This is a genomic window from Thalassotalea marina (assembly GCF_014656435.1).
Taxonomy (GTDB): domain Bacteria; phylum Pseudomonadota; class Gammaproteobacteria; order Enterobacterales; family Alteromonadaceae; genus Thalassotalea_C; species Thalassotalea_C marina.
In genome coordinates this window covers 86,015-109,829 of record NZ_BNCK01000010.1, presented here as the reverse complement: position 1 = coordinate 109,829, position 23,815 = coordinate 86,015, and the positions used below count along the sequence as shown (strand labels likewise).

General features: G+C 38.8%; 19 protein-coding genes. 6 read left to right on the top strand and 13 right to left on the bottom strand.

Annotated elements, in window-relative coordinates; translation table 11 throughout:
• Positions 1-63 precede the first annotated feature (63 nt).
• From IE199_RS18905 to IE199_RS18890, 4 genes are all read left to right on the top strand, one after another.
• Positions 64-984, top strand: a complete 921-nt coding sequence (locus IE199_RS18905; protein WP_189773800.1) for a manganese-dependent inorganic pyrophosphatase — start codon at positions 64-66, stop codon at positions 982-984.
• A gap of 87 nt (positions 985-1,071) precedes the next feature.
• Positions 1,072-1,617 (top strand): GNAT family N-acetyltransferase, encoded by a 546-nt coding sequence (locus tag IE199_RS18900; protein WP_189773799.1) that lies wholly within the window; start codon positions 1,072-1,074, stop codon positions 1,615-1,617.
• Positions 1,618-1,681: 64 nt separating this feature from the next.
• The gene (locus tag IE199_RS18895; RefSeq protein WP_189773798.1) at positions 1,682-2,617 is read left to right on the top strand and encodes an ABC transporter ATP-binding protein; all 936 of its coding nucleotides are present in this window, start codon (positions 1,682-1,684) and stop codon (positions 2,615-2,617) included.
• Complete coding sequence (locus IE199_RS18890; RefSeq protein ID WP_189773797.1) at positions 2,604-3,815, top strand: ABC transporter permease; 1,212 nt, start codon at positions 2,604-2,606, stop codon at positions 3,813-3,815. The genes IE199_RS18895 and IE199_RS18890 overlap by 14 nt, the downstream gene beginning before the upstream one ends.
• 86 nt (positions 3,816-3,901) lie before the next feature.
• Here IE199_RS18890 and IE199_RS18885 read toward each other — a convergent pair whose 3' ends face one another.
• The 12 genes from IE199_RS18885 to IE199_RS18830 form a co-directional block, all read right to left on the bottom strand.
• The gene (locus IE199_RS18885; protein WP_189773796.1) at positions 3,902-5,980 is read right to left on the bottom strand and encodes a S9 family peptidase; all 2,079 of its coding nucleotides are present in this window, start codon (positions 5,978-5,980) and stop codon (positions 3,902-3,904) included.
• Between the two features lie 136 nt (positions 5,981-6,116).
• A complete protein-coding gene (locus IE199_RS18880) occupies positions 6,117-6,464 on the bottom strand; it encodes a MaoP family protein (RefSeq protein ID WP_189773795.1) in 348 nt (115 codons plus the stop codon).
• A 246-nt stretch (positions 6,465-6,710) separates the two neighbouring features.
• The gene (locus tag IE199_RS18875) at positions 6,711-8,531 is read right to left on the bottom strand and encodes a hypothetical protein (protein WP_189773794.1); all 1,821 of its coding nucleotides are present in this window, start codon (positions 8,529-8,531) and stop codon (positions 6,711-6,713) included.
• A 511-nt stretch (positions 8,532-9,042) separates the two neighbouring features.
• Complete coding sequence (locus IE199_RS18870; RefSeq protein ID WP_189773976.1) at positions 9,043-9,645, bottom strand: DVUA0089 family protein; 603 nt, start codon at positions 9,643-9,645, stop codon at positions 9,043-9,045.
• A 263-nt stretch (positions 9,646-9,908) separates the two neighbouring features.
• Complete coding sequence (gene fadA / locus IE199_RS18865) at positions 9,909-11,075, bottom strand: acetyl-CoA C-acyltransferase FadA (protein ID WP_189773793.1); 1,167 nt, start codon at positions 11,073-11,075, stop codon at positions 9,909-9,911.
• A 9-nt stretch (positions 11,076-11,084) separates the two neighbouring features.
• Complete coding sequence (fadB, locus tag IE199_RS18860) at positions 11,085-13,244, bottom strand: fatty acid oxidation complex subunit alpha FadB (RefSeq protein ID WP_189773792.1); 2,160 nt, start codon at positions 13,242-13,244, stop codon at positions 11,085-11,087.
• A gap of 118 nt (positions 13,245-13,362) precedes the next feature.
• A complete protein-coding gene (locus IE199_RS18855) occupies positions 13,363-14,058 on the bottom strand; it encodes a lysoplasmalogenase (RefSeq protein WP_189773790.1) in 696 nt (231 codons plus the stop codon).
• The gene (locus tag IE199_RS18850; RefSeq protein ID WP_189773788.1) at positions 14,051-15,286 is read right to left on the bottom strand and encodes an ABC transporter permease; all 1,236 of its coding nucleotides are present in this window, start codon (positions 15,284-15,286) and stop codon (positions 14,051-14,053) included. Before IE199_RS18850 ends, IE199_RS18855 begins: the two co-directional genes overlap by 8 nt.
• The gene (locus IE199_RS18845; protein WP_189773786.1) at positions 15,286-16,470 is read right to left on the bottom strand and encodes an efflux RND transporter periplasmic adaptor subunit; all 1,185 of its coding nucleotides are present in this window, start codon (positions 16,468-16,470) and stop codon (positions 15,286-15,288) included. Before IE199_RS18845 ends, IE199_RS18850 begins: the two co-directional genes overlap by 1 nt.
• A 2-nt stretch (positions 16,471-16,472) precedes the next feature.
• Positions 16,473-17,480 carry an HlyD family secretion protein gene (locus IE199_RS18840; RefSeq protein ID WP_189773784.1) on the bottom strand — a complete coding sequence of 336 codons (1,008 nt, stop codon included), beginning with the start codon at positions 17,478-17,480 and terminating at the stop codon, positions 16,473-16,475.
• Complete coding sequence (locus IE199_RS18835) at positions 17,477-18,427, bottom strand: HlyD family secretion protein (protein ID WP_189773782.1); 951 nt, start codon at positions 18,425-18,427, stop codon at positions 17,477-17,479. The genes IE199_RS18840 and IE199_RS18835 overlap by 4 nt, the downstream gene beginning before the upstream one ends.
• Positions 18,415-19,095, bottom strand: coding sequence for an ABC transporter ATP-binding protein (locus IE199_RS18830; protein WP_189773780.1), 681 nt, complete (start codon positions 19,093-19,095; stop codon positions 18,415-18,417). The genes IE199_RS18835 and IE199_RS18830 overlap by 13 nt, the downstream gene beginning before the upstream one ends.
• Positions 19,096-19,450: 355 nt before the next feature.
• Here IE199_RS18830 and IE199_RS18825 point away from each other — a divergent pair, with 355 nt between their 5' ends.
• Both IE199_RS18825 and IE199_RS18820 read left to right on the top strand, forming a co-directional pair.
• Complete coding sequence (locus IE199_RS18825; protein ID WP_189773778.1) at positions 19,451-20,023, top strand: hypothetical protein; 573 nt, start codon at positions 19,451-19,453, stop codon at positions 20,021-20,023.
• Positions 20,024-20,164: 141 nt separating this feature from the next.
• Entirely contained in the window at positions 20,165-21,352 is a 1,188-nt protein-coding gene (locus IE199_RS18820; protein ID WP_189773776.1) for an MFS transporter, read from the top strand.
• A gap of 46 nt (positions 21,353-21,398) precedes the next feature.
• Here the strand turns inward: IE199_RS18820 and IE199_RS18815 are convergent, their stop codons facing one another.
• Positions 21,399-23,621, bottom strand: a complete 2,223-nt coding sequence (locus tag IE199_RS18815) for a bifunctional diguanylate cyclase/phosphodiesterase (protein WP_189773774.1) — start codon at positions 23,619-23,621, stop codon at positions 21,399-21,401.
• Positions 23,622-23,815 lie beyond the last annotated feature (194 nt).

Sequence of the window (23,815 nt, the reverse complement as noted above, 5' to 3'; positions counted from 1 at the left end):
GCCCGCAGAATTTTGCTAAAATAGCGACAGTTCTAATTAATCAGCCTCGAAAGAGAAAAATTTATGCCTAATTATGTAGTGGGACACAAGATCCCCGATTCAGATTCAATTTGTTCGGCTATCGCGCTTTCTTATTTGAAAACGCAATTAGGCGAAGAAACTGTGCCAGCTCGTCTTGGTGAGTTATCACCAGAAACCTTATTCATTTTAGACAAATTTGGTTTTGAGCAACCAGAATTAAAAATGAGCTATGCTGGGGAAAGCTTATACATTGTTGATCACTCAGAGCGCACTCAAGGTCCTGATGACATCGACGATGCGACTATTTTGGGTATTATTGATCACCATAAATTAGGTGATATTACCACTTCTACGCCGTTAGAGTGTTGGATCCGCCCAGTAGGTTGTACTAACACTATTATCAAAATGATGTACGACTTCCATGATGTAGAAATCCCTAAAAACATAGCTGGTGCTATGATGTGTGCCATTTTATCAGACACAGTTATCTTCAAGTCACCAACATGCACTACAGCTGATATTAAGTGTGTTGAAGCGTTAGCAGAAATTGCCGGTATTGAAGATCCGCAAGCACTTGGCATGGAAATGTTCAAAGTAAAATCTGCTGTTGAAGGTACACCAATTCGTGACCTAGTAATGCGTGATTTTAAAGACTTCGATATGAACGGTAACTTAGTTGGTATCGGTCAATTAGAAGTGATCGACCTTGCTATTTTTGACAATATCAAAGAACAGCTTGAAGCTGATATTGCTGCGTTAAAAGCAGAAGGTAACCGTCACAGTGTATTATTACTATTAACTGACATCATGAAGGAAGGTTCAGAAGTGTTAGTGGTTAGTGATAACGACGACTTAACCGAAAAAGCTTATGGCAAAGCCAGTGAAAATGGCCGTGTATGGCTAGATGGCGTGCTTTCTCGCAAGAAGCAAGTTGTACCGCCATTGCAAGACTCTTTAGCTTAAGCAATAAATAGCGTTTAAAACTCAGCTTCGGCTGAGTTTTTTATCTCTTTAAAAACTATTCAACTTAATAACTACCGAGGTACTGACATGCAAATCACCAATACAGAGCGTTTATCGTTTCGACTAATGGATGAAAATGACAGTGAACTTTTGTGGTTGTTAGACCAAGATCCCAAGGTGATGAAATACATTACTGGTGGCGAAATCTCATCAAAAGAAAAGATACACGATGTGTTTATTCCGCGAATGCAGGCTTACCGTAACTCAGAAAAAGGCTGGGGTCTTTGGCAGGTAAATTTACTAACAACCAATGAGTATTTGGGCTGGATTTTAATACGTCCGATGGAGTTCTTTACTGGCACTCCAGAAGAAGACAACTTAGAAATTGGCTGGCGCTTTTTTCAAAAAACATGGGGGCATGGTTACGCGACAGAGGCTGCTCAACATATTATCAATACCCTTTCTGCTAACCGTTCAATTCGTGCTTTCAGTGCTATCGCGGACGAAAACAACACGGCATCTATCGCGGTAATGAAAAAGCTTGGCATGACATACGTTAAAACCTACCACTATAAAGATCAGCTGATTGATTGCAATGTTGCTTATTATCAGGTGAAAAACAAAGTTTCTTAACAAACTGTAATAAAAATAACATTGCATCGACTACCCCGAAGTCAATTTTGATGTAAGGGGATTTATGAAAATCATAGTGGAAAATGTCGTTAAAGAATATGCGACAGTCAAAGCAGTCAATAGTTTGTCTTTTACTGTTAATCGGGGTGAAATATTTGCCTTATTAGGGCCAAATGGTGCAGGTAAATCATCACTGGTAAAAATGCTTACCGGTTTTACCAAACCTGATAGCGGCAACATTCAAGTTTCCCTAGATGATCAACAATTTGATGCTATCCCCAACTGGGCATTAGGTTACTTACCGGAAGATCGCGGCTTATATCCAGAAAAATCTGTTATTGATAACCTTGTCTATTTTGCTCAACTGAATGGCATGACTAAAACTGCCGCAAAGGAACAAGCAAACATTTGGCTAGAAAAGTTTGATTTAACGGAACGGACAAATGACCAGCTGAAATCTTTATCCAAGGGCAACCAACAAAAAGTGCAATTGATCACTGCGGTGATTCATCAGCCTCAATGGGTCATTTTAGATGAACCCTTTTCAGGTTTAGACCCAGTTAACCAAGAAAAAGTAGTTGTTTTTTTACAAGAGCTGAAAAAGCTTGGCATGACGGTTTTGTTAAGTGCCCACCAAATGGCCATGGTTGAAAAAATTGCTGACCGTATCATGTTAATGAACAAAGGCGAGCAGGTCTTTTTAGGCACGTTAAAAGAGATAGTTAAACAAGTTGGCGGCGCTAATCAAATTGTTGCCAAATACCAAGAGCCGTTAGCAGCTGAAACAGTTGCCAGCGTCTTACAAGATCTTGAACATCAACAAATCAACGACACAAGTCTTCGTGTTGTCGGCAATGCATCGGTCAACTTAAACCTTCTCTCAAATAAACTGACAGAGCTTGGCCAGTTAGTGTCACTGCAATCACAACAACTCGACCTACATCAAATTTACATCCAGGCGATTGAGCAACATGGAGGCCAAATAAATGAAGCAAAATAACTTAACACAAATTGGCTTAGTGACTCGCTGGGAGTTCATGCATTTTTTCAAGTGGAAACAAGAGATAATATCTAAGCTTATTATGATCCTTATTGCTGGTATTATTTTCGCTTGGCAATATTTTAAAGATGACACTTTTGACGTGTACCAAATTGCAGTGGCTAATAGCAATATTCAATTAGAGGACACTAAAAAGTTCAAATTCAAAACGGTTACACCAGAGACACAACCAGAAACACTGATTAACGAAGAGAGCGACTATAGTGGCTTACTATTGTTAACTACTCCTTCTGACAAACAAATTGCTGCTATTTCACTTATTGCGTTTGATAAACAAAGTTGGCAAGCAGAACTGAATGAGGAAATTAACAAACAATATCGTAAACATGCCGCAAATAGTTTAAACCTTAATGAAGATCAGGTTGCACTATTGCAAGAGCCAGTAACTATTGAACAGCAATATCTAGACAGTGCCGTTAAATCAGACGAGGAAACTAGCGACACCATCGCTGTTATCACCCTTATATTGATGGCTGTCGGCATTTTTACTGCTTTTGGTCAGTTGTTTGCCAGCGTTACTGGCGAGAAACAGCAACGAGTTACCGAGCAATTGTATTCTTGTATAAGTGCTCAAACATGGATTGACGGTAAAATTTTTGGTCAAATGCTGCACGCGTTGAAAGCGATGATTACCGCAGGATTATCTGGCTTATTGTTTTATGCATTTATGGCCGTGGTAGTAGATGGCAAAGCGTTAGATTTTGCCAGTATCGATTGGGGTTTTATGCCTTGGTTGTTGCTATTTTCGGCCTTGGGTATTTACATTAGCACAGCGTTTATCGCAGCAATTGCAGCCGCTATTGACGATCCAAATCACAGTGCCAAAACTGGTTTAATGTTATTACCACTACTTCCAATGATATTAGTTTTTATGACCATGGATGATGCATCTGGCTGGGCATTAAGCTTGTTAAGTTACTTACCTTTTACAGCATTTGTTGCCATGCCAGTTAAAATGTCGTTGATTGAAGTACCTTGGTGGCAAGTCGTCATTGCTATTGCTTCAAGCCTTGCATTTGCCTTATGGCTGCGCGGCGCGGCGGCACGTATATTTAAGATGTGTATGACTATGTATGGCAAAGAGCCCGATGTTACCACCATGATAGTGTGGATGATCAAAGAGCCAAACTATCAATAACGATTTAAATATTTTATAAAGTACAAATGTAAAAAAAACCAACCTAATTCGGTTGGTTTTTTATTTTTAAAGCGAACTAGTTCAGTTTAATCAGCTTTCTTTTTAGCTTTCTTTTTAGCTTCCATTTTAGCTTTGTGGTCAATTTCATATGCTGGCATTTCTTTTTTGCCTTCAATTAAGTAATTGTCCATCCAACGCATTAAACGTAAGCTGTAATCGTATTGCGCAGCAACTCGACGGTTACCATGGCCTTCACCTGGGTAGTAAACCAAACGTACGTCTTTACCTTGTACTTTCATATAACGGTACATTTCCATCGACTGTGCAGGATGAACACGTGGATCATCTTTACCATGCATAATCAATAGTGGCGTTTTTGACTGGCCAGCCCAATAAATAGGGCTTCGCTCTAAATACCACTGCCACTTATCCCAAGGGTAAGAGCGAGCATGTACTAAGTGCATTTCATTTGAAATATCGGTAGTACCAAATTTAGAAAGTTGATTTGTTACACCAACAAACATGACGCTAGTAGCAAAGTGTTCAGTTAGTTTAGTTGCAGCCCAAGCAGACGCATAACCACCGTATGAACCACCTGTAATACCAACACGATCGCTATCAACTAAGCCCATATCAACTAAGTGCTTTTTAAAAGTCACTAAATCGTCAAACTCTTTACCAGCATAATCATTTTGACCCAGCTTAGAGTAATCAACACCCTTACCTGTTGAGCCACGGTAATTAGGATAAAGTACGGCATAACCGCGAGCTGCAGCCATTTGACCAGGACGAGAGTAGTTTGTTACCCAACCGTCTTTATCGTGACTTTCAGGACCACCGTGTACTGACATAATTAACGGATAGCGTGTACCTTTTTTATAATCTAGAGGATACACAAGTACACCATCTAGTTCTGTGCCATCTGGTGCATTAAAGGTAATAGTTTCTTGTTTAGCAAAACGTTTATCAGCTAACCATGGGTTAGAATCTGTTAATCGTGTTGTTTTATTTTTACCACGAACGATAAACACTTCATTTGGGTGTTTTGCCGTGTTAGCTCGCAATGCTAATGTCTTGTCAGAATCGGAAACCGATAAGCTTGATGCGATAAACTTACCAGCTTTAACACGTGATTTATATTTATTGCTACCCGGTTTAATGGTTGCTACCACTGACTTAGTACCAATGTTTGCAATAAAGTTTAAGGTATTCGATTTGTTAGCCCATTCGATGTCAGCAACGTGGCCTTTAAAATCAGGTAACCATTCGGTAATTTTACCGCTATCAGCTTCTGCTAAATACAAACGGCCTGTGGCTGGATCATGTTTGTCTTGTGCACCAATAATTGCAATATATTTACCATCGTGAGAAAACTCAGCTACGCCAAGTTTACCTTCTGTTGCAAATGACATTGTTACCTGTTGATTAGCCACATTAAACAAGTGCCATTGAGACTTCATGTACTGGTCATCAATTAGCGCAGTAGGCTGCGTTTTAACAAGTAATTGCTTGCTATCGTCTGACCAATTCACGTCACTGACATATGTATCAATTGCTACTGGCTCAAGCGATAAAGGCTTTTCAGAAACGGCTAAATCCGTGATAAATAACTGACGATTTTTTAAACCCAGCTCATAAACTTCAGCTTTAAAACCTAGTTCTTTAAGTTTCTTCTCTGATTTGTCTTTTGCTGGATTCGCTAAAATGGCAATTTGTTTACCATTAGGACTAAGTTGATAACGAGCGATTGATGTATCTTTTAAAGAAAGTACCGCTTGACGCTCACCACCGTGTGTTGGAATACGGTATAGCGTAGTAAATTTATCGCCTTTGAATTTCCCTGTAAAATAAACAAATTCGCCATCAGCAGACCATTGAATACTACCGATATTTACGTCACCTGTAATAAACGGGCGTTCGTTACCTTTAGCATCTACGATAAACAAATTAGAGTAATTTGAGCCATCTTTGTCTTGATATAGCTCTCGTGGAATTGATCGAGTGAAAGCAACATAATCACCACTTGGACTAATGACTGATTGAGCAACAGATTGAATCGTTGGGATATCGTCGATAGTAATTACGTCGCTTGAACCTGAATAGGCGAAGCTTGCAGAACTTAACAACGCAGAAACCGCGGTTAAGGAAGTAAGAAGTTTGCGCATATTTTCCTCTTAAAGTTAACATGTCAGTTGCTAATTTTAAGAGAAAAATATATCAATACAATAGCTAAAGCCGCTAGAAAAGCTGAGCTAGAGCAAATACAAGACTAGTTGCTTATAACTTGTGCAAATGTTTACGCTAATATTCTGTTTCGTAAGCGTCTACATCAACATCACCAGCATTGACTTTAGTTCCACCACTTAAGGTATGAAAACTACGCTTCTTGGTTAACGATGTATACTTAAGCCATAATTTTTCTGCATGACTTTCCGGTGCTTTAACACCTGTACATACAGTAATGAAATCTTTTTCAACGTCGGTTTCAGGTAACGCTTTTCCTGCAGCTAAAAGCTGTAAACGTTTACCGATGCTGCTTAGTAATTCAGCTTCTTTGATAGTAAAGCTGCCACATTTGCGAAAACCACGAGGAAAGTTTGAATCGTCATAAAAGGCGGAAGTTTTAACAAAACCATGTGCTAAGTTCATGTGCATCACTCTCTTTACATTGATCTGTTTCGCCGGAGTATGCGCACTAACTAAAAGCAAGTAAAACAATAAAATTTTATCGTATCGACAAGTAAATCTTTTGATTGAACACTTAGCTTCAACCGAGCGACATCAAAGTCAGCAGGCTTATCTCGCTTGATAAAATTCTTATTTAATTTTTACTGCAATACCATAAGCAACTACCTCTGAACACCCTTCCATTAAAGAGTTGCAAAGTATATTTAATCATTTCATTAAAACAGGAAAAGTTTTGATGAGTTTTTTATAGGCTGTTTCATCATTTTTTTTAATTTTTTCAACTTGCTCTAAATGAGATTCATCAATAACTACACCATGTTTTAGTAAATTGGCAATAGTGCTAGTACGTTTGTCCCCTCGCTGGTATTTGAGCAATGCAAAACTTAGAGAAGAGTTATTGAAGTTCAATCCTTGAGCGGCTAAATAATCAATAAGTTTTGTATTTGTCATGTATTTCACATTCGCATCAACAGCATTCATATGACTACTATCACTATAAAACAAATCCAATCCATATTTTTCAAGGCTTTTTATTAATGTAAAATTTCCTTGCGAAGCCAAAATTATTACTGCGTTTTCTGGAAGTTGGGCTCCTTGCTCTAATATCCCTTTAATTACGTCAAATTCGGCGCGTGTAACTAATGCACGATATAACACAGCATTTAACATTTGCTCATTATCTTTGGCATCCAAATCAAGCTGATTTAGAATTTCTAGAATTTCAGACCAATTATTGCTTTTAAGCGCCCTAATATATCTTTTATCGATATCAACACTGAACACTTCAGATAAATGCATACTATTAGTTAGTTCTTTCGTTTTTCCAACATAAGTAGTATTGGATTCAATAAACTCTGCGCTACGTATTTGCTCATCACAAAAACTTTGTAAGCTTTTGATTTCAGAATCTATTGTCAGCAATGCTTTCTTTGTTTCTGACATTTCATAGAATTCTTCCTCTGTAAATCCGTCACGATTTATTTCTAATAACTCTAACTGTTTATCGGTAAAGAAACCTAAAAGCCTAAGGTAATCTGTAATATTAATTACCACATATCCATTTTGAATCAACTCACCAACCATAGCCTGTAAAGTGTCGGTAGCTTGATCATTATCAATTACAGGTATATGGGAATACAGGGAAATATTGTCACTCTTATTGACTCCCTCTTGGGTTAACCAATAATGAAGCCCTGCCAAATTTAGATTTTTTAAAGCAATTGTTATTAAAGAGTTCAACTTCCCATTTTCTTTCCAAACTTGGTTAGATATAGAATTATTTGGCGGTGGGAATAGCTTAAAGACTTCATTATCAACTTTGAGTTTAGTCAGAAGAATATAATCATCCAACGACAATGGAAGTTCTAATGATTGAATATTTTCCCAATCCGATAGATTCATATTTGTATTATTCTTTACTAAATAAGAAAAAATTGAATCACCATCTAAATAGCTTTGTTTATCAAATTGGTTGGAATCAAATGCCATACGAAGACCGGTAAAGTCTTTTTGCTCAATATAGTCCTTTAAAATTGCCGCCCCCTCTCTAGATAGCTTGCGGTTTTTATTATCGTTAATTGCTTTAATCATTGCCTTCACATTCTCAGGCGAATTATTCGATATGCTACTTTCTAATAATCTATTGTGTTTGGCCATCATTTGTGAAACTGAGCGAAAATTGTTTTCTTGTTCGTTAGCTTCACCTTGCATACTAGCTCTCAGACGCTCAACCTCACTATTAACTTGGGTAATTCCAGCAAGACGCTGTTCAAAGCCATCTATTAGTGTTTGTTGCTGAGTCATCAAAGCGTTTATTTTTGTTTGCATACTATTTTTAGACGAACAATTAAATACACTTTCATCTGGCTCTTCCTGGCCGCCAATTGCTATAAGATCTGCCTCTTTTGTTAATTTAGGTTGCTCAACTAAGTCTATTTCTTGACCACTATTTACATCCGGCTTGACAGTAGAACTGACTAGCAAGTATGTACCAATTAGTAGAAATGTAGCTAAAATCCAAAATTTCATTATATAGTCACTTCAGCATTTTATTTTCAGGTAATCAAAGTGTTAAGGTAACTGTGACGCAATACAATAGGCGTCTTTTTCAATTCCTTTACTCTCATTTAGTCGCCTCATAGACCAAATTTATAAACCACAAATAAAAGGACATGCCAAAATACGAATTTAAAGAAGAGAGAAGATGATAAAAGAATAAGAAGTTTTTCATGACCAGTCCTTGGTTAGATATACAAAAAATTAACGTTGATAAATTTAAATGTCAATTTAAATTTAGAATAAGCAAAAGCTGAAGTAACGACAAAAAGAAGGTGTAATGAGACTAAACGGCTTATGGTAAAGCTTAACGTATTCAATTTTAAACGAGCTAATAACGATTGTTAGTGAAATCCTTGAACGTTATACAACGGAAATCAGCAACTAGCCAAGAATTCCAACACGATTAAAATTTTTTGAACAAAACCAAATAAAAAAGCCCCGGCTAAACAGCACAGGGCTAAGTTTCATGAAATAAAACTTTTTATTTAGCTAGTTTTCTACGCGCGGCAAAGCCAAATGCTGTTAGAGCAAATAACGCCAACGTACCTGGCTCAGAAACAGGTGTTACATCGTGGCCGATACCACCAATGTTAGCTAGGTTTTCACCTGAGATATCAAAGGCAAAAAATGATGTTCTTCCATTAAAATTTGTTAAACCAGCCGGTTGCCAATTACCAGTAAGAAGGTCGCCTGAAATGTAGTCACTATTATATTGTGTCAACACAGCAAAATATCTACCTGTATCCAAAGTTAATGAAATTAATGCATCATATGATAAGTTGCTAGACGCAGAAACAACGGTAGAGCTATCATCATCTGAATCAAGTAAAGTATTTGCACTATCAAAAATAAATAATTGGCTATCAAAACCACCATCAGCGATTACTGTACCTGCAGCATTCACACCACCAGCATAACCCCAGCTTGTAAAATCTACTGTTGAGTTATCAGCCGTTACGTCAAATTGAATGTAATAACGACTTTCATCATTATCAAAGTTCCCTGTAAACGATTTTGACGTGATTAGTGTGGCGTTAGCAGTAAAGCTAAGTAATAAAGCTGCTGCAACGATTAATTTTTTCATTATGTAATGTTCCTTTTCTCTTTTAACTTACTAAGCGCCTAGCAATCAAAATCCATGCCAATATTTATTACAATTATTTATCAAGCAGTTACAAAAGAACAAAAACTCTAAAAAAGAAAAGTGTAAAATTTAAAGACAGTTTTATCGAATACAACTAGATGTGAGTTACAACCTTGATATAGGGATATAAAAAATGCCAATCCAGTATTACTGATTGGCATTTTTTATTTAGTTAACACTAAGTGTTAACCGGCTAGACGCTTTTACACTCGTTCAAACACGGTCGCGATACCTTGACCTAAACCAATACACATAGTGGCTAAGCCTAAGTTTACATCTTTGCCTTCCATTAAGTTGATTAGCGTCGTTGAAATACGAGCGCCCGAACAACCTAGCGGGTGACCTAATGCAATGGCGCCACCATTAAGGTTAATCATGTCATCAACTTTATCTTCAAGACCCAGTGCTCTAACACATGATAAAGCTTGAGCAGCAAACGCTTCGTTAAATTCAGCTAACTGAATATCTTCTAATGTTAGGCCTGCGCGTTTAAGTGCTTTTTTAGTCGCAGGAACTGGACCGTAACCCATAGTAGACGGATCACAACCAGCAACGCCCATACCACGAATTTTCACACGAGGAGTAAGTCCCATTGCAGCGGCTTTTTCCGCTGACATGACTAACATAGCAGAAGCACCATCAGATAATGCTGACGACGTACCCGCAGTCACTGTGCCGTTGGCAGGGTCAAATACTGGGCGCAATCCTGATAATGTTTCAATGGTCGTTTCAGGACGAATCACTTCATCGTAATCAACCATAGTTAATGCACCTGTTGCGGTATCATGACCAGGTGTTGCAACAATTTCATTTGCCCAACGCCCTTCAACCGACGCTTCATGCGCTTTTTGGTGAGAACGAGCACCAAAGGCGTCTTGTTGTTCACGTGTGATACCGTGTTGACGTCCTAATAGCTCAGCAGTTAAGCCCATATTTCCCGCTGCTCTAGAGATGTATTTGCTTAACGCAGGATCAAAGTCAACATCATACATCATCGGGACATGACCCATATGTTCAACACCACCAATGATAAATACATCACCTTGGTTTGACATAATGCTTTTTGCTGCGTCGTGTAAAGCTTGCATTGATGAACCACACAAGCGATTAACTGTAACAGCACCCACATGTTTTGGAATATCGGTTAACAACTGAGCATTACGTGCAATGTTAAAACCTTGTTCTTTGGTTTGTTTAACATTACCCCAAATAATATCTTCAATCTCGTTTGGATCTAAATTAGGGTTTCTCACCAACAATTGTTGCATCAAATGAGCAGACAAGGCTTCTGCTCGCGTATGTCTAAAAACACCGGCCTTTGAGCGACCCATTGGTGTGCGAATACAATCGACAATAACGACTTCTTTCATGGTTCTCTCCTAGGCAGTTTTCACATCAGTGTCAAAATAAGGTTTACCTTGTGCGGCCATTTGTCTCAGGCCATCGGTAACTTGGTAAATTTCACCTAAGTGTGCGTATTTGTCAGCCATTGCAATAAAGTTGTCTAATCCCAATGTTTCTAAATAACGAATTGGACCCCCTCTAAATGGCGGGAAGCCTAAACCATAAATTAGCCCCATATCTGCTTCAGCTGCAGTATCTACTACGCCTTCTTCTAAACAGCGAATAACTTCATTCACCATAGGCACCATAAGGCGAGCAATAATCTCTTCTTTATCAAATGACTTAACATCTAGGTTAAATAACTCATATGCTTCACCTGATGCGGTTTTGGTTGGTTTTCCACGTTTATCTTTACCGTAATCGTAAAAACCAGAACCATTTTTCTGACCTAATCGGCTCGCTTGATATAGTTTGCTCACCGGATCATTGTCTATTTTGGCCATACGTGTTGGGAATCCTTCAGACATAACGCCTGTACAATGATCAGCAGTATCAATACCAACTACATCAAGCAAGTACGCTGGCCCCATAGGCCATCCGAAGTCTTTTTCCATCACTTTATCGACTTGAGTAAAGTCGGCACCTTCTAATACCAGTTGGCTAAAACCGGCAAAATAAGGGAACAATACGCGGTTAATATAAAAACCAGGACAATCGTTTACGACAATTGGTGATTTACCCATTTTTGCCGCATAAGCAACGACAGTTGCGATAGTTTCATCTGACGTTTCTTTACCGCGGATCACTTCCACTAATGGCATTTTGTGCACAGGATTAAAGAAATGCATTCCGCAGAACTTGTCTTTGCGCTTAACGCTTTGTGCAAGTAAATCAATTGAGATAGTTGAGGTGTTTGAGGTAATAATCGTATCGTCAGCAACTGCCTGCTCAACTTCAGCGAGCACTATGCCTTTAACTTTTGGATTTTCTACAACGGCTTCAACCACAACGTCAACATCTTTAACGCCTTCATAACTTAAGGTTGGCGTTATATTATTTAACACGCCTGCCATTTTTCTTGCGTCGATACGACCTTGATCAGCCAGTTTAGTTAAAATTCCCGCTGCTGTGGTAAGACCTAAATCTAAGGCTTCATTATTGATATCTTTCATCACAATTGGTGTGCCTTTATAGGCTGATTGATAAGCAATACCACCACCCATAATGCCAGCACCAAGAACAGCTGCGCGCTCTACTTGTTTAGATGCCAATTTACCTGCTTTTTTCGCTTTACCTTTCACTACTTGATCAGCAAGGAACAAACCTATTTGCGCTGTCGCGGCATCGGTTTTTGCAAGCTGGGCAAAACCTTCATTTTCCAGTGCCATAGCACCTGCGCGATCAAGGCCAGCTGCTGCTTCAATCACGTTAATCGTTGCCATGGGTGCGGGATAGTGTTTACCCGCTTTGGCGGCCACCATTGCTTTACACGTGTTGAAGGTCATTACAGATTCTGTCGGTGATAGCTTCAACGGCTCTAATTTAGCCTGACGTTTTTTACGCCAATCTAGTTTTCCAGCAATTGCTTCATTTAACACGCTTAACGCCGCAGTACGTAAATTTTCAGGTTCAACGACCGCATCTAAAACACCTACTGCTAACGCTTGCTCAGGTTTGTGTGCTTTACCAGTAGACATCCACTCAATAGCGTTATCTGCGCCTATGATACGAGGTAACCTAACTGTGCCACCAAAGCCAGGCATTAAGCCCAACTTAACTTCTGGTAAGCCAATTGAAACACTTGTGTCTGCCACGCGATAATCACAAGCTAGTGACATTTCACAGCCGCCGCCTAAGGCAAAGCCATTAAGTGCAACAACGGTTGGCACATTTATGTCTTCAAAGGCGTCAAATACATCCGAGCCATTTTTAATCCATGGAATAAGTTCTTCGACCGGCTTTTTAAAGGTTGTTAAGAACTCTGTAATGTCAGCGCCAACTATAAAGTTTGATTTACCTGACGTGACTAAAACGCCTTTAGCTTCTGCACAGTTATTTATTGCATCAATAACAGCAATAAACTCTTTGAAGGTTGCTTGATCAAATTTATTGACCGAGCCTTGAGCGTCGAATTTAAATTCAACGATACCACCGTCCAGTAATTCGGCAGAAAGGCTATCGCCTTGAAATAACATGCCTAGTCTCCTCACAAATTGAATTCGAATTTGGTGCGTAAACGCAGATGTTTTTTAATAATAGTTGATTGAGTGTGCCTTGAAAGAAAATGAAAAGCAAATTTTTTAAACAAGCGTTTTAATTAAGTGTTTGGTTAACCAGTTGAGCGTTATTTTTGCTGGTTTTAATCATACCTAATAAAATAAAAACTTGTGCCATATAGTAGGTCAACATCACCCAAAGGTCATTGGCAGGTAATGGCGTTTTAAATAACCCCCAAGCCAAAATAGAGTCTGAACAAACAAAAGTTAATGCCCCTACTTTAGTCAAGACGTGGCAATTTGACAGCAACACTAACACGCCCATGGTAGAAATAACTGATAAATACACCACCACAGGTAACATAAGTTCACCTGTTACAGGCAATATAACAACAGCCATTACAACTGCGTATACAACGAGGATTACTGCTTGTGCCCGCTGAATAACACTAGGAACAGGCGTTTTAAAACCATAAAACACTCGGCAGTAAATTAGCTGCGCAACCAAAAAGGCACCAAGCCCAGCAATAAAGTTATAAGCAGCACTTGGTGCTAAGAATACATCACCTATCGCTGAACAAATCAGTGCCGTAGCCATGAGCTTTTGCAAGTTTTCTTTCAACTGATAAAAACTAGCAAAAACGAGCACTAGAATCGGGAAAGCTTTAATCGCAAATTGCCCAAAATAAGGGGAGGAGTTTAGTGAAACAAGATAGATGAGCGCCGACAAAGCAAAGGTTAATAACCAAATTTTCTCTGGCGCTCGGGTATTTTTCTTAATCGAATTAGTCACTTTGTAAAGCTTCTATTGGATCTAACTTAGAAGCTTTTATCGCAGGGTAAACACCAAAGGTCAAGCCGATAAGGGCACAAATACTAAACGATAATACAATAGCAGTTAACGACCAAGACACTGCCCACTCAGAGTACATAGCAATAACTTCTGATAGCAATATGCCAAACACTACACCTATCAAACCACCTAAAATTGAGATAGTGAAGCTCTCCGCCATAAATTGCATTTTAATGTCTTTTTGTGTGGCACCAACAGCGCGTAATAAACCAATTTCTTTAGTACGCTCTAACACGGTTGCCAACATGATATTCATGATACCTATACCACCAACAAGCAAAGAAATGCCCGCCACACATGACATGACAATATTAAAAATTTGTTGGGTTTGTTTTTGTTGTGCCAATAACTGCGCAGGTACTGTAATGGTGAAGTCATCAACTTCGTTATGACGTCGTGTTAATAAATGTTCAATGGACGAAGCCGCTTGTGTTGAATCTACATCAGCCGTTAAACGAAATTTAAGGCTGGTTAGTTCACTGGAGAGTTTCTTTCGTTGGAACTTAAATATTGCCGTATTCAACGGAATAAATAATTGATCTTGTTCATTACCCAGTTTAACTCCCTGAAATTCTGATTTTTTCAGCATAGGATCATGAATTACACCAACAACTTTGAACCACAAGTGGTTTATCTTAACATTTTGGCCAATTGCATCTTCATTGGGAAATAATTGTTTAGCTGCTTGGCTACCAAGTACAGTGACTTGTTTGTATTCAATATGATCTTGTTCATTGAGCGTACGTCCAGCTTGCACTTGCAAACTCGACAACTCAAAATAACTCGGGCTAACACCAACTGCTGTAGATTTTGTTTGTCCAAAAGCACTAAAAATGGAATACGTTTCAATTTCTTTTAAACCACTAAATGCTTCAACAAAAGGCAGTGAGGCTAGCGCCACTTCACCATCACGGATCGACAGACCAGCCGAGTGTTTGCGCTGTTCAATCAATTCTTTTTCTTCAAATGATTTACTATCAACAATAAGATTTCTCAATCCCATGGTTTCTATCATTTTCATGGCTTCACGCTCAGCGCCTTCACCTATATTGAGCATAGCAATTACCGCACCGACACCAAAAATCATGCCCAACAAGGTTAATAATGTGCGTAATTTATGTTGTGCTAATTCTGATAACGTATCGTAAAACATAGCAAGATATTTCATTAGCTTGCACCTCGCTCTATCAATGAAATTTTCTCTCCAGCTGTTAAGCCTTTTTCAATAACTGCATGACTTAAGCTGGTTTGTCCTAAAGTCACAGGTGTTTTTGCAAACTCTCCATTTTTAAATTGCCAAACAAACTGTTGATTATCTTTTGAAAATACCGCTTGAAGTGGCACAACCAACTGCTTTTCGCTTGGTTTAACATGAATTTTTGCCGTTACCTTTCGTCCTGGTACAAACAAGTCATTCTGTGGTTTATTCAGTTTAACAACCACTTCAAAAAACTTTTGCGGATCTCCGCGACTAATTGAACTGGGATAAGCGGAAATAGTCTCAATTTCACCTTGATAGCTTTCTTCAACATCCGCGTTAACTTGAATAGAAACAGCAACACCTGCTGCTAAATCAATGGCTTCTTTTTCAGGCACAAACAACTTAGCTTTCATTACATTAATATCTGGCAGTTCAGCAATCTTTTGACCTGGCCAGTACATTTGGCCAGGTCTGGCTTTTTCTCCGCGCCAGTTGCTGGCGTATACCAACATGCCATCATGGGGTGCTTTGATTTCTAAGTTTGATAAACTGCTATCAAGAATATTTAGCCTGGACTGGTGTTGTTTTTTCTGCATTTCTAAAATGCTCATTTCACCTTCAGCACTCTCGCTGAAGCTACCGCCTTTCCATTGTAAATAATCTTGTTTTGTCCCTAGATATTGGCTGTCTTGCATGGATTCAAGTATTTCTAATTTAGATAAAATACGTTCGTCTTCAATAGCAAACCTATCGGCAAAGTCTTTTTCCTGCTCAACAATATCAATATCTTTATTGATATCAGTTAGCTCTTTATTTAGTTGTCCTGACTTATCAATGATGTCTTGCAGCGTCATGTCTAATTCACTGCGTTTTTCTTCGCGATTTTTACTCATCGCTTCACCATCAAATTTGGCGACAATGTCACCTTTTTTCACGTAAGAATATTCAGGCGCTAACCAAGCTAAGGTTTGCCCGCCTCGGCGAGATGGTGGAGCACCTATCACGGTAGCTTTGGCTGCAAATAACTCACCTTGGGCAGGTATTTCAACAGCAAACTCTTGTTGTTCAACCGTATATAGCAATGGTTGGGGTGTTTGTTCACTGCAGCCGACAACAACCAATAAGGAAAGTAGTGAAACTAACTTTTTCATGTTTAAGCACCCTCTCGTAATTCATCAGTTGTAATATCAATTTCAACGCGTGCACTCATGCCCGGGCGCATTACTTTAAGGTCAATATTGTCGAGCGAAATAGTTGCATCAATTACCCGGGTTCTATCTTGATATGATTTATCTCTAAAGACCCGTCCCATTTGAGCAATTCGCCCAGAATATGCAATTTCGTTTGCCGTATCTAAAAATACTTTCACTTTCTGGCCTACTTGTAATTTACCACTGTCAGGCTCAGCCACTTGTGCCAATACTTGCATTTGTTCAACCACTGCGATTTCAATTACTGGCTGACCAAATTGAACACTTTCACCAACGGCAGGGCGTTCACCTTCCCAGTTGGCTCGATATATCACCATACCGTCGATTGGCGCTTTTACTTTTAGTTTTTCTTTGTCAGATAAAAAAGCATTCACTCTTGAGGTTAACCGTTCTACTTTGCCCTTGATTCGCTTCAGGTTCATTTGGCTATTTTCTCGATGGTATGCCAAACGCTTTTTCGCCATCGCTAAATCAGCTTTAGCAATAGTAAAATCAATTTGTGCTTTACGACGATCATTATCTGATTTGCTGTTGTCTACAATTTCAATACGACGTTTAGATTTGTCGTATTCCATCTGAGTTTCAGCAAGTGCCAAAATCAATTCCTGTTCTTTGGCCTGCTCTTTGTGTTCTTTGTTTTCTAGCTCTTTTTTAGCACGTTGCAATTTTCCTTGTTCATCAATTAAACGGTCAGAGATTTGTTTATCATCAAAAGTAACCACAACTTGCCCAACTTTAACTTTGGTATTTTCCGGCACCATGGTTTTTATTTGATATTGCCACATATGACCAACAGACGGAGGAGCAATCAAAGATGAAGTTTTAGATTCCAGCTCACCGCTTGCCGAAATCGCAGTTTGTTCAGCAACAGTTGGTACAACTGCCACTGGCTCATCACCGCATGCAGACAACTGCAATAACAGTGTTAAAACAATTAATGTCCTGATCATGATTGTTCTCCTTGCATTTCAATCTGAACACTCATACCAGGTAAAATAGGAAAGCTTTGATTACCTTGCAAAGGAAACTGCAAGCGATAATACACATCTCCTCCCCACTCCTTACGCTCCTCGGGTTGTGTACTTATAGATTCTAGGTTGCTGTTAAACTGAAATTGTGGATAGGCATCAAAAGTCAACACAGCTGAAATACCTGCTTTCACCTTTTTAAAATCAACTTCGTGTAACCAAGCCTCGATATACATACCCTTAGCGGATGGAATTTCTGCTATTTTCCATGAAGGTTGTGCAGTCATACCCACAAACACTTTTTCGCCATTCCACGGGTGTTCACCATAGATGACTGGCCCTTCGCGTTCTGCGGTTAAACTCATTTGGGCAAGTTTGTGTTGGTTGTATGCCAAGTTGCGTTTATGCTTTTCAATAGTTAGTTTTTGTTTGGTAATTTGTACTTCACCGCTGGTTTTAACTTGTTTCAAGTTATCCTTCGCTTTGGCTAAAGCAACAATTGCTTTTTCATACTTGAGTTGATTCTCTTCAAAATTAAATTGGCTGATATAAGTTTTACCAACAGAAGCATCAATTTTCGCCTTTTCTAACAACAACTCATTTCGCTTAACTTGATGTTCAGCTTCAAGTAAATTTTGTGCAGCCTCAGAGGTAATTCTATGTAGTTCATCTTCCGCCACAATTAAATTGGTTTCCGTTTGCTCTATGGTGCTTATTATTGAGCCGCTATCAAACACCACCACCACATCGCCGGTTTTAGCAACTTCGCCTTCGGGTAACATCCATTGAATTTGGGTTCGCCAATTATCTGATTTGGGTGAATAAAACACTTGGCTTTCCCCCGCCTTAATTCGGCCAGAAAGTAGCAAGTTCTCCTGCGCTACACTGACATTAGCTAGCAGCAATAGCAATAATGTTAAGCTACGCATTTGGTGTCCTCGATTATCTTGCCATCACGCATTCTAATAATGCGCTGAGCATATTCTGCAATATCTTCTTCGTGAGTCACTAGTACTATGGTTTGTCCTTGTTGGTGCAAAGACACAAGCAAGTCCATAATTTCATATGATGTTTTAGTATCTAAGTTACCCGTAGGTTCATCGGCAAAAATGACTTTCGGTGAATTAACCAGAGCTCGTGCGATCGCTACGCGTTGACGTTGACCACCTGACATTTCAAACGGCTTGTGATGGGCACGGCTAGTTAGCCCTACTTTGTCTAACATTGATTTACCAATTTCCAGCGCTTCTTCTGGCGTATAGTGTGAATAACGCAATGGCACGATAACGTTTTCTAATGCTGTCAACCTAGGTAATAGATGAAAGGTTTGAAATATAAATCCAATTTTTTCATTGCGAATTCTAGATAACGAAATATCGTCCATCTGCTGAATTGATGTACCTGACAAATGGTATTCACCCGAGGTTGGGCTGTCCAATGCGCCCAAAATATTCATCATACTGGACTTTCCTGAACCCGATTGCCCCATAATGGCAACAAACTCATTGGTAGCGATATCCAGTGAGACATTGTCTATTGCGACAACTTTAGACTCCCCATGCCCGTAGACGCGAGTAACATTACGCAACTCTATCATCCCAACTCCTAAACTCTTCGTACTTTGTAATAATTTTTATGTTCAATGTAACTATACTGATCTGGTTGCTAATTCAAGAACAGACTTTTGTTACAAATCATTAACAAGCGATAAACATTGATCCCGCCTCGGTAAAACATTAGATTAAATAAGTACTTATTTAATCTGTAGGCACATGTTATATCTGTTTTTGTTGTTTTAATAAGCTAATCAAGTCATAGAAACTTTACAAGCCCATTTAACGCGGTAATTCGACAGGCTCTCTTAAAACAATGACATTTAACGCGGTAATTCGACAGGCTCTCTTAAAACAATGACATTTATCAATAAAATGTGAGTATCAAAGGAAATGAAAATGAAAAACTTGGTGATAACGGTTTGTGTAGTGATTTTAGTTGGGATCTTCTGGTATAAACAATTTAAAAATCCATCTAATAAATCAACATCACAAAGCAAATTCGCAAATACTAACGCCTCTGTCCCCCCTGCAACAAAAGCTACCGTTGAAGTTGGAGGTACCATTATTGATCACTCTGCCAAGATACAAAAAAGCACAGAAGCTTCGTCCGATTTTCAAAACACAATAAATAAAGAACAACAAAAAACCCCTCAGTTGACCACAAAAAAACACCTACCATTCGATGAACAGGAAATAGACTATTTATGGGCAGATGCCATCAATTTGGCGATGCAAGATTTGTTTGTCATAAATGAAGATGTTAATCATATCTCATTAAAAGACGTTAAATGTAAAACAACGCAATGTTATTTCAGCGTATACATTAATGATGACTCAGACGTTATCGCTGAAGCACAAAAAATTGGCAAAGTCATTAAAGAAAAATGGCCAGAATATACATTTTATTTCAAGTCAAAATCAAAGGATGGAGTTCTAAATATGGAACTTAGCCGATTTAACGAAAGGTAACGCAAAGTAATTCGGATGTTTTGTACGTACATTGAATTCATTTAAGAAATTAGCAACAATTAATCACAATAAGTTAGCAGTAAAACAGTAAAAAAAGCGTTAGCATAATAGCTAAATTTCATTCTATTGAACTAAGCACAGATGTTTCTCGCAAAGCGCTTTAATCGTCCCGAATATTTGTTGTTGGCCATGGCTTTTATCATGCCACTAGTGTTTTCGGTTTGGATGGCTCTGCTCAACAACTTTGTTGTAGAAAAAGCCCATTTCACCGGAAAAGAAATAGGCATATTACAAAGTATTCGAGAAATCCCGGGATTTTTAGCGTTTACCGCTATCTATTTATTGCTGTTTCTCAAAGAACAAACCTTTGCCATTATCGCTTTAGGTGTAACTGCTTTTGGTGTTGCCATCACAGGCTACTTTCCAAACGCAATGGGGCTTTATATTACGACCATTATCATGTCGATTGGTTTTCATTATTTTGAAACCATTAGCCAATCACTCACCTTGCAATGGATTGATAAACAACATACCGCACACTTTATGGGCAAAATGTTATCGGCTAAAGCAGCGGCATCATTACTGGCATTTGGTAGTATTTGGTTGTTAATGGAATGGTTTAGCTGGAGTTATCAGGCAACTTATACCCTGTTTGGTGGCATCGCTCTATTACTCACCATTTTTATTGCTATGGCATTTAAGCAATTTCCTGTACATGCCGAGCAGCAAAAGCGTTTGATTTTAAGAAAACGGTATTGGTTATTTTATGCCTTAACTTTCTTTAGTGGTGCTAGAAGACAAATCTTTGTTGTCTTTGCCGGCTTTCTGATGGTTGAGAAGTTTGGCTATAGTGTTGCCGATATCAGCGCTTTGTTTCTTATTAATTATGTGTTTAATTGGTTTTTCGCCGCCAAAATAGGAAAAATGATTGGTCGCATTGGAGAGCGTCGCATTTTGATCATTGAATACACGGGTCTTGCTCTACTTTTTATAGCATACGGGTTAGCAGAAAACGCAACCTTTGCTGCCGCTCTTTATGTGATCGATCACATGTTTTTTGCTTTGGCCATTGCAATTAAAACCTATTTTCAAAAAATCGCTGCACCTGAAGATATAGCGGCAACCGCGGGAGTTAGTTTTTCAATAAACCATATTGCTGCAGTCGTTATACCAGCTTCACTAGGTTTGTTGTGGCTGGTTAATCCGTCATGGGTATTTTATGTAGGTGCTGGCTTTGCATGTTGTTCATTAGCGCTGTCGACACTCATTCCAAATTTACCAGCACAAGGTAAAGAACTCAGATGGCAGGAAAAGGCAGCTATATCTTAATAAAAAGGGAAGCATTGTGCTTCCCTTGATTATTTCAACAAATGGATTAGTTATTCTGCTTTAAGAAGGCTAAAAACTCATCGGCAGGCATAGGTTTAGCATAGAAAAACCCTTGCACTTCATCACACATTTGCGCTTTTAAGTGTTCTTCTTGATCTTTATTTTCAATACCTTCGGCAATAACTTTTAGGTTCATTTGTTTGCCTAAGTTGATAATGGTATCGGCAATAATGGACTGACCCGGTGTTGCTATGGTGTTGACAAATGCACGGTCAACTTTCAATCGATCCAACGGTAATTGTTGTAAATAACTAAGTGAGGAGTAACCAGTACCAAAGTCATCTAACGCAATACTGATACCTTCCTTTTTTAACCTAACTAATGCATCAACAACCACTTGTGGTTCATCCATTAAAATGTTCTCTGTTATTTCCAGCTCTAATTTATGAGGATGAATATCGTGCTTGTGAGTTGCATCAATAATGCTATCGACAAAATTGGCACGTTTAAATTGCGGGATTGAAACGTTAACCGAGATGCTGACTTGGTCAAACGATTGCTCTTCAAGTGATTTAATTTGCAAACATGCTTGATTTATTACCCAGTCGCCAATATCGATAATTAGCCCAGAGTATTCGGCTAATGGAATAAATTCAGCAGGTGAAATAAAGTTACCATCTGCGGTACGCCACCTAAGTAACGCTTCGGCACCAATAACTTTTCCAGTCGCTAAGCTCAATTGTGGTTGGTACCACAACTCTAAACGGTTATCGGCAAAGTCTGTTCTTAGCTGCCTTATCATGCCAAGACGCCACAGCGTTTTGTCTTCCATTTCTTGTTTGTAATAAACGAAATGTTCTTTATTACTTTTCTTCGCTAGGTTCAGTGCGATGTTAATTTGATTAAGTACTTTAACGCCTCGAGGGCCTGCATCTTCTTTTGTACAAAGACCAAAAGTAGCGCTGATAGGTAAATGTTGCTCGCCAGCTGAAAACGGCTGAACAAACATGGCATTTAATTTTTCCGGTGAAACAAATTCTTTTGGACCAATAATACCAAATACATCAGCGCCAATTCGAGCAAACCTACATGGACCAGCCTTAGCTTTCATCCTTGTAGTTACAGCCATCAGTAACTGATTACCTAAATCTTGCCCTAAACCATCATTGATATCGCTAAAGTGATTAATATCAATTAAACCCGCAACTAAATTTGGATCTTGGCTATGCGCAAAATCATCTAAAAGGTTTACAAACTCTAAGCGATTCGGAAGCTCAGTTAACCAATCTTTGTATGCAGCATCTCTAAGTTTCTGGAACAAATGAACGTTTTCATAGCCCATAGAAATGTTGGTTAGGAATACTTCAACCAATTGTTTATCAATGTCAGTAATAGGTGCATTAAGCTCTAAATAAATAACCGCTCTATAACCACCACTTGCCATGTACATGGCCACTTGATTTTCATTAAAGATATGCTGCTTTTGTTGAAAACAACTGGTAATTAACTGCTGTGCACTGCCATTATTAAGTGCATCTATTTTTTTATTTTTTAACTCAGTAGAAAGCCCTGTTTGACCTAAAACATAAAGGCCTAGGTCGTCAGCGCCTTCAACAATACCTTGTCCTCGCGCACAAAATGCACCCGAACTACAATCACACAAAGCGAGTAACTGCGCTAATACACCTTCGGCATATTCATTTACACTGTGTAATTCAAGTAAGTCAGCAGCAGCTTCTATAATTTTTTCAAGCCCTTGCCTATTTTGAGTGACGGTATCAATTTGTTGATACGAACGTATGGCAGCATATACCGTAGTGACTAACTTGCGGCGCGTGAGTTCGGTTTTGGTTTTGTAATCATTGATGTCATAATCTTTGATCACACTTTCTTCTGGTGCGTACCCAGGCTGACCGGTACGAAGAACAATTCTGATATCTTTGCGCGACAGCGCTTCACGGATATGTTTTACAACGTTAAGACCAGCGTCATCTGTTTCCATGACCACGTCGAGTAAAACTAAAACGATGTCTTTATGTTGCTCAATTAACTGGCAAGCGTCTCTACCAGAGTATGCATGTATATACTCTAGTCTTTTGCCCAAAACGATAAGATCTGACAAAGCAAGCTGAGTGACCGAATGAATCTCGGGGTCATCATCGACGATTAAGACTTTCCAAGTATCACTGCCAGCGTCTTCTACAATTTCATCTTCGTCACTATCATCGATAAATAAAAAGTCATCGTTAGTATCTTCGGAAGCCTGCATATTTTCCTCAAATCAGTGGGTTAACGCCACTGTTTAGTATCACTGAAATTACCAGCTAATTGTTATAGATTCTCTTTTCTATCACTTACATAATAAAAGTGAGTTACAGATTATTCAACCAAACTGTAGGATAATTATGAATAATTTCTTTCTGTATTAAACAGATGTAAATTTTAGCCTAATTATAGCAATAT